This window comes from Streptomyces poriferorum, from assembly GCF_019399235.1.
GTDB classification, from domain to species: domain Bacteria; phylum Actinomycetota; class Actinomycetes; order Streptomycetales; family Streptomycetaceae; genus Streptomyces; species Streptomyces poriferorum.
In genome coordinates this window covers 1-8,103 of sequence record NZ_JAELVH010000311.1, presented here as the reverse complement: position 1 = coordinate 8,103, position 8,103 = coordinate 1, and the positions used below count along the sequence as shown (strand labels likewise).

The following is an 8,103-nucleotide window of genomic DNA, read 5'->3' as shown; positions in this document are numbered from 1 at the left end:
CCCCTAGGCGCCCCGCCGCGTGCCGCACGCCGCACGCCGCACGCAGCCCGCCCCCTCAGTCCACCAGGTCCCGCACCACCGCATCCGCCAGCAACCGCCCCCGCAGCGTAAGCACCGCCCGGCCCTCCCCGTACGGCCCCGGCTCCAGCAGCCCGTCCGACACCGCCCGGCCGGCCGCCGCGAGCCCCGCCGGGGCCAGCAGTGACAGCGGGCAGCCGTCGACGAGTCGCAGCTCCAGCAGGATGCGCTCGACGCGCCGGTCCTCCGCGGAGAGGATCTCGCGGCCCGCGCCGGGCGAGCGCCCCTCGGCCAGCGCCTGCGCGTACGCCCCCGGGTGCTTCACGTTCCACCAGCGCACGCCGCCGACGTGGCTGTGCGCGCCGGGTCCGGCGCCCCACCAGTCGGCCCCGCGCCAGTACAGCTCGTTGTGCAGGCAGCGGCCCTCCGGTGTCCGGGCCCAGTTCGACACCTCGTACCAGGAGAAGCCGGCCGCGGCCATCGCCTCGTCCGCGATGAGGTACCGGTCGGCGTGCGCGTCGTCGTCCGTCATCGGGATCTCGCCGCGCTTGATCCGGCGGGCCAGCTGGGTGCCCTCCTCGACGATCAGGGCGTACGCCGACACATGGTCCGGCCCGGCGCCGATCGCCGCGTCGAGGGAGGCGCGCCAGTCGTCGTCGGACTCGCCGGGGGTGCCGTAGATCAGGTCGAGGTTGACGTGCTCGAAGCCGGCCGCCCTCGCCTCGGCGACACACGCCTCGGGCCGGCCGGGGGTGTGAGTGCGGTCGAGGATCTTCAGGACGTGCTGCCGGGCGCTCTGCATCCCGAAGGAGATCCGGTTGAAGCCGCCCTCGCGCAGCTCGGCCAGGTAGTCCGGGCCGACCGACTCCGGGTTGGCCTCGGTGGTGATCTCGGCGTCGTCCGCGAGACCGAACTCCTCCCGGATCGCAGCCAGCATCCGGACCAGGTCGGCGGCGGCCAGCAGCGTGGGCGTACCGCCTCCGACGAAGACCGTACGGACCTGGCGCGGGTCGTCACCGAGGACCTTGCGGGCCTGGCGGACCTCGCCGATGAGGTGCGAGGCGTAGTTGTCGCGGGAGGCCAGCGCACCGCCGGAGCCGCGCAGCTCGGTCGCGGTGTAGGTGTTGAAGTCGCAGTAGCCGCAGCGGGTCGCGCAGTACGGCACGTGGAGGTAGAAGCCGAGCGGGCGTTCTGCGGCGCCTTCCAGGGCATGGCGGGGCAGCGCCCCGTCGTCGGGCACGGGCTCACCATCGGGCAGTACGGAAGGCATACCGTCCATTGTCGCGCGCCGCCCGGCAGCCGGACGCCACGCGCGTACGTGCCTACTCGGCCTGGAGGACCAGCAGCGCCAGGTCGTCGTCCGGCGGGCGCTCCGCGAAGGCGTGCACGGCGTGCTTGATGCGGTCCGCGATCCCCTCCGCGCTCAGCCCTGCGCACCCGGAGAGCGCCTGTGCCAGCCCGTCCTCGTCGTCGAACATCAACGGTCCCGAGCGCCGCTCCGTCACCCCGTCGGTGACGCAGAGCAGGCTGTCGCCGGGGGCCAGATCGAAGCTCTGGGTCTCGTAGACGGCGTCGTCCATGACGCCGAGTAGCAGTTGCGGTTCGGCGGCCGGCCGCACGGAGCCGTCGGGGCGCAGCAGCAGCGGCAGCGGGTGCCCGGCGCTGACCAGGGTGCAGCGGGCGCCGCCGCCGGGCAGCGGTACGAGCTCCCCGTACAGCAGGGAGAGGAACCGGGACTGTCCGCTGTCCGCCGAGTGCTGGCCGCCGGCGGCGGCGACCATGAGCGCGGCCGCCTCTGCGGCCTCCATCGCGTCGTCGAGGAGCAGCCGGTTGAGGCGGACCAGGACCTCGTCGGCCTGGAAGCCCTCCCGGGCCAGCAGCCGCAGCCAGGGGCGGGCGAGCCCGGTGACGACGGCGGCCTCGGGGCCGCTGCCCTGGACGTCGCCGAGGACGAAGCACCAGCGATCGTTGGGGCACGGGAAGATGTCGTAGAAGTCACCCCCGACGACCCCGTCGTCGCTGGGCTCGTAGACGAGGGAGCTGACGACGCCCGGTATGTCGGCGACCTTGCTGGGCAGCAGTCCGCGCTGGAGGATGCGGCTGATGGTGGCCTGCCGGGTGTAGGCGCGGGCCGCGCCGACGGCGAGGCCGACCCTGCGTACGAAGTCCTCGATGAGCGCGGTGACCTCGTCGGGGACGCGGGCGATGCCTTCGCGGCCGAGGAGTACGGCTCCGAGGGTGCGGCCGCCCGAGGTGATCCGGTAGGCGAGCGCGACGCCTTCGAGCCCGTCCGGCTGTCCGTCGTCCTCGGCGCTGCCGGGCCACGGGATCGACACGGGTCCGGTGCCGACCCGCTCGGGGAGGCGGAGCGGGTCGCCCTCCAGCAGGGTGCGGAGCGGCTGGATGCGGGTCTCGTCGACGTGCCAGACCTTGGCGAGGCGGGGGACGGCCGCGCGGCCCGGGGTCTCGGGTTCCAGCCAGATCGCGCACCAGTCGGCGAGCCGGGGCACGAGTAACTGTCCGGCGAGCGCGGCGACGATGTCCTCGTCGAGCTGGCCGGCCAGCAGGTCCGAGGCCTCGGCGAGGAACGACAGCGCCCCGCGGCCCGCCCAGTCCGCGTCGTCGCGCAGGGCGCGGCGTGCGGTGGGGGCGAGCAGTTCGGCGGCGCGCAGCCCCTGCTGGAATCCGGGCTCCGGGCGGGCGTCGGGGAAGGGGTTCCAGTCGTCGACGGGGAGCCGGGCCCAGACGGTCTTGAGGCCGGTGCGGTAGGTGATGCCCCAGCGTTCGGCGAGGGTGGCGACGAGTTCCAGGCCGCGCCCGTACTCGGCGGGCTCGCCGGGTCCGGCCGCGCCCGCGAAGCCGCCCTCGGAGCCGTCGCTGCGTACGGCACGGGCCGGGTGGTGGTCGGAGATCTCCAGGACCAGCGCGGCGGCCTCGTCCTCGGTGGCCTCCTCCAGCCGGAAGAGGAGTTCGACGTTGGTCCCGGCGTGCACGACGGCGTTGGTGACGAGTTCGCTGACGACGACCGCCGCGTCGTCGGCCAGCCGCTCGCTGAAGCCGACTGCCGCGGGGAGCCCGAGCCCGCTCCACTCGGCGAGTGCCGCCGCGACGAACCGCCGGCCCGCGGCGGGCGCCAGCAGGTTGCCGGGCAGGCTCGTCCGGGCGGCGGGCTGTGCGCCCGTGGACGCGCCGTTGGTTCCGGGACGTTGCACGATGTCCCGCTGCAAGGGAATGGACCCCACAGGGCGGCTCCTGACCTGTTCTCGCTCTGCCTGTTCTCCGTTGGGACGAACCCTCTTGGACCGACCGGCCCAGCGCCGCTGACGACACGGACAGAGTGACAGATCGGCCCCCGGCATACGCGTCGAGTTACCGAACTGTCTGGAGAAACAAGGCCCCGGCCCCCTGCGCAGGGCGCGGGGGGCCGGGGCCTCGGGCTGCTGTCACGCCTCGCGGGAGCCCGCGTACATGTCGTCGATCAGGTCCTTGTACGCACGCTCGACGACCGGTCGCTTCAGCTTGAGGCTGGGTGTGACCTCGCCGTGCTCGATGTCGAGGTCACGCGGGAGCAGCCGGAACTTCTTGATGGTCTGCCAGCGCTGCAGACCCTCGTTGAGGCGCTTGACGTAGCCGTCGATGAGCTCGACGGTCCGCGGGGACGCCACGACGTCCGCGTACGACTTGCCCTCCATGCCGTTGTCGGCCGCCCAGCCGAGGATGGTCGGCTCGTCGAGGGCGATGAGCGCGGTGCAGAAGTTACGGTCCGCGCCGTGCACCAGGATGTTGGAGACGAACGGGCAGACCGCCTTGAACTGGCCCTCGACCTCGGCGGGTGCGATGTACTTGCCGCCCGACGTCTTGATCAGGTCCTTCTTGCGGTCGGTGATCCGCAGATAGCCGTCCACGGACAGTTCGCCGATGTCGCCGGTGTGGAACCAGCCGTCGGCCTCCAGTACCTCGGCCGTCTTGTCCGGGAGTCCCTGGTAGCCCTCCATCAGGCCGGGGCCGCGCAGGAGGATCTCGCCGTCGTCGGCGATGCGGACCTCGGTGCCGGGGAGCGGCTTGCCGACCGTTCCGGTGCGGTAGGCCTCGCCCGGGTTGACGAAGGAGGCGGCGCTCGACTCGGTGAGGCCGTAGCCCTCCAGGATGTGGATGCCTGCGCCGGCGAAGAAGAAGCCGATATCGGGGGCGAGCGCGGCGGAGCCGGAGACGCAGGCGCGGAGCCGGCCGCCGAACGCCTCGCGGATCTTGGCGAAGACGAGGGTGTCGGCGACCTTGTGCTTGGCGCCGAGCCCGAACGGCACGGAGGCGGTGCCGGTGCGCCGGAAGTTGTCCTGGGAGACCTTCGCGTACTCGCGGGCGACCCCGGCCGCCCAGAGGAAGATCTTGTACTTGGCCCCGCCACCGGCGCGAGCCTTGGCCGCGACGCCGTTGTAGACCTTCTCGAAGATGCGGGGGACGGCGGCCATGTACGTCGGCTGGACGATCGGCAGGTTCTCGATGATCTTGTCGACCCTGCCGTCGACGGCGGTGACGTGTCCGACCTCGATCTGTCCGGAGGTGAGCACCTTGCCGAAGACGTGGGCGAGCGGCAGCCAGAGGTACTGGACGTCGTCCTTGGTGATCAGGCCGGTGGAGACGGTGGCCTTGGCCATGTACGACCAGTTGTCGTGCGGCAGCCTCACGCCCTTGGGGCGGCCGGTGGTGCCCGAGGTGTAGATGAGGGTCGCGAGCTGCCCGGGGGTGATCGCGTCGACCCGTTCGGTGATCGCGGCCGGGTTCTTGGCCAGGTGCTCGGCGCCCAGGGCCTCCAGGTCGGCCAGCGAGAGCACCCAGCCCTCGGGGTCGCCCTCGTCCGGTGCGAGGCCCTCGGCGTCGATGACGACGACGTGCGCGAGGTGCGGCAGTTCGGACCGGGACGCGCGGGCCTTGGCCAGCTGCGCGGTGTCCTCGGCGATCAGGACCCGGCTGTCGGAGTCGGAGAGGATGAACGCCGACTCCTCGGTGTTCGTCGAGGGGTAGATCGTGGTGGTCGCGGCGCCCGCGCACATCACCCCGAGGTCGGCCAGGATCCATTCGACCCGGGTGCTCGCGGCGAGCGCGACGCGCTCCTCCGGCTGCACGCCAAGGGCGATCAGCCCGGCCGCCACGGCGTAGACCCGCTCGGCTGCCTGCGCCCAGCTGAGGGACTTCCACTCGTCGGGCCCCTGGCCGGTGGCCGCGGGCACGGGGTAGCGGTAGGCCTCCCCGTCCGGGGTGGCCGCCACCCGGTCGATGAAGAGGGTCGCCACGGAGGGCGGACGGTTCTCGATCATGGTCTGTGTGTCGCTCACGACATCCTCCGGGCCTGCGGCAGTGCTTCACGACGGGCTGCTGGTTGGGGTGTGCTCTCCGCTTGCTTCTGCGTGCTTGATGATGCTTGTTTAACTGGCGAGTAACTACGAAGCCGTGATCAGAGTAAAGCGCCCGCGCGCCCCGCGTAAGAGGCAACGGGGCCCCGCTTCATAACGAACGGGCCCCCGCGGCGCAGCGTTCTGCGATGCGGGGACCCGTTCATCTACCGGCCAGTAGAAGTGAGGGGCGGGGGGTGCGTGCCGCCGCTCCTCACTCCAAACCTGCGCGCTACTTCTTGGCCTTGGTCTCCCCGGCGGACTCGTCGGTCGACAGCACGGAGATGAACGCGTCCTGCGGCACCTCCACGTTGCCGACCATCTTCATCCGCTTCTTGCCTTCCTTCTGCTTCTCCAGCAGCTTCCGCTTACGGGAGATGTCACCGCCGTAGCACTTGGCGAGGACGTCCTTGCGGATGGCGCGGACGGTCTCACGGGCGATGACCCGGGAGCCGATGGCCGCCTGGATCGGCACCTCGAAGTTCTGCCGCGGGATGAGCTTCTGCAGCTTGGCGACGAGCCGTACGCCGTACGCGTAGGCCTTGTCCTTGTGCGTGACCGCGGAGAACGCGTCGACCTTGTCGCCGTGCAGCAGGATGTCGACCTTGACGAGCTCGGCGGACTGCTCGCCGGTGGGCTCGTAGTCGAGCGAGGCGTAACCCCGCGTCTTGGACTTCAGCTGGTCGAAGAAGTCGAAGACGATCTCGGCGAGCGGCAGGGTGTAGCGGATCTCGACCCGGTCCTCGGAGAGGTAGTCCATGCCGAGGAGCGTGCCGCGGCGCTGCTGGCAGAGCTCCATGATCGCGCCGATGAACTCGCTGGGCGCCAGGACCGTGGCCCGGACGACCGGCTCGTGCACCTTGTCGATCTTGCCTTCGGGGAATTCACTCGGGTTGGTGACGGTGTGCTCGCTGCCGTCCTCCATCTCGACGCGGTAGACCACGTTGGGGGCGGTGGCGATGAGCTCGAGGCCGAACTCGCGCTCCAGCCGCTCGCGGACCACGTCGAGGTGGAGCAGACCGAGGAAGCCGACGCGGAAGCCGAAGCCGAGCGCGGCGGAGGTCTCCGGCTCGTACACCAGGGCGGCGTCGTTGAGCTGGAGCTTGTCCAGGGCCTCGCGCAGGTCCGGGTAGTCCGACCCGTCCAGCGGGTACAGACCCGAGAACACCATCGGCTTGGGGTCCTTGTAGCCGCCCAGCGCCTCGGTCGCCCCCTTGTTCAGGGAGGTGATCGTGTCACCGACCTTGGACTGCCGGACGTCCTTCACACCGGTGATGATGTAGCCGACCTCACCGACGCCGATGCCGTCGGAGGGGGTCATCTCCGGGGAGGAGACGCCGATCTCCAGCAGCTCGTGGGTGGCTCCGGTCGACATCATCCGGATGCGCTCGCGCTTGTTCAGCGAACCGTCGACGACACGGACGTACGTCACGACGCCGCGGTACGAGTCGTAGACCGAGTCGAAGATCATCGCGCGGGCCGGGGCATCCGCCCGGCCGACGGGCGCAGGGACGTCCCTGACCACCCGGTCCAGCAGCGCGTCCACGCCGACACCGGTCTTCGCGGAGACCTTGAGGACGTCCTCGGGCTGGCAGCCGATGAGGTTGGCCAGCTCCTCGGAGAACTTCTCGGGCTGGGCGGCCGGCAGGTCGATCTTGTTGAGCACCGGGACGATGGTGAGGTCGTTCTCCATCGCCAGGTAGAGGTTGGCCAGCGTCTGGGCCTCGATCCCCTGCGCGGCGTCGACCAGCAGGACCGTCCCCTCACAGGCGGCCAGCGACCGGGAGACCTCGTAGGTGAAGTCGACGTGTCCCGGGGTGTCGATCATGTTGAGGACGTGGGTGCTGCCCTGGCCCTCACCGGTCGTGGGCGCCCAGGGCAGTCGCACCGCCTGGGACTTGATGGTGATGCCACGCTCGCGCTCGATGTCCATCCGGTCGAGGTACTGAGCGCGCATCTGCCGCTGGTCGACCACACCGGTCAGCTGGAGCATCCGGTCGGCAAGGGTCGACTTGCCGTGGTCGATGTGCGCGATGATGCAGAAATTGCGGATCAGCGCCGGGTCGGTACGGCTCGGCTCGGGCACGTGGAGAGGAGTCGCGGGCACGCAGGGTCCTGATTCTTGAGACGCCGAACGCCGTGTCTCGGGTCGATGTCGGGTCGGTCGGATCTGTACGTAGCCTCCATCGTCCCACGCCTGCGGGGCGAAGACCGGTTTGGGCCGGTCGGAGTGCGGCTGGTACCGTGGACAGCTGTGCCTCGTGGCTCTCGGGCCGCAAGGACACACATCGAAGATCCAACGAACCTGAAAAGGCTCTTTCGTGGCGAACATCAAGTCCCAGATCAAGCGGAACAAGACGAACGAGAAGGCGCGCCTGCGCAACAAGGCCGTCAAGTCGTCGCTCAAGACCTCGATCCGCAAGGCCCGCGAGGCCGTCGTGGCGGGCGACGTCGAGAAGGCCACCGTGGCCGTTCGCGACGCTTCGCGTGCCCTCGACAAGGCTGTCTCGAAGGGTGTCATCCACAAGAACGCCGCCGCCAACAAGAAGTCGGCGCTGGCCACCAAGGTTGCCACCCTCCAGGGCTGAGCATTCTGATGTGATCGCCGGTACGGATCCAGCGGGCCCTCTCTCCCGCTCCTGACCGGCACCCCGCGCCGCACACCGAACCTGCGTTCGCCACGCGGGTGCGGCGC

The 8,103-nt window shown here is 70.6% G+C and carries 5 protein-coding genes; 1 reads left to right on the top strand and 4 read right to left on the bottom strand.

Annotated features, from left to right (window positions below; all coding sequences use genetic code 11):
- Positions 1–55: 55 nt before the first annotated feature.
- From hemW to lepA, 4 genes are all read right to left on the bottom strand, one after another.
- Positions 56–1,288 carry a radical SAM family heme chaperone HemW gene (hemW, locus tag JGS39_RS34055; RefSeq protein ID WP_219573615.1) on the bottom strand — a complete coding sequence of 411 codons (1,233 nt, stop codon included), beginning with the start codon at positions 1,286–1,288 and terminating at the stop codon, positions 56–58.
- 52 nt (positions 1,289–1,340) lie between these two features.
- Positions 1,341–3,245: a SpoIIE family protein phosphatase gene (locus JGS39_RS34050; RefSeq protein ID WP_219573616.1), complete on the bottom strand. Its 1,905-nt coding sequence runs from the start codon at positions 3,243–3,245 to the stop codon at positions 1,341–1,343.
- A 216-nt stretch (positions 3,246–3,461) separates the two neighbouring features.
- Complete coding sequence (locus JGS39_RS34045) at positions 3,462–5,351, bottom strand: AMP-dependent synthetase/ligase (protein ID WP_219573614.1); 1,890 nt, start codon at positions 5,349–5,351, stop codon at positions 3,462–3,464.
- A 289-nt stretch (positions 5,352–5,640) separates the two neighbouring features.
- Positions 5,641–7,515, bottom strand: a complete 1,875-nt coding sequence (gene lepA / locus JGS39_RS34040) for a translation elongation factor 4 (RefSeq protein WP_219573613.1) — start codon at positions 7,513–7,515, stop codon at positions 5,641–5,643.
- 214 nt (positions 7,516–7,729) lie between these two features.
- Between lepA and rpsT the strand changes: the two genes are divergently transcribed.
- Entirely contained in the window at positions 7,730–7,996 is a 267-nt protein-coding gene (rpsT, locus tag JGS39_RS34035; RefSeq protein ID WP_136325190.1) for a 30S ribosomal protein S20, read from the top strand.
- Positions 7,997–8,103: the final 107 nt, after the last annotated feature.

Bases quoted from the DNA above. Each gene is read 5' to 3' on its own strand.
- hemW (WP_219573615.1), bottom strand. From the start codon at position 1,288: ATGCCTTCCGTACTGCCCGATGGTGAGCCCGTGCCCGACGACGGGGCG.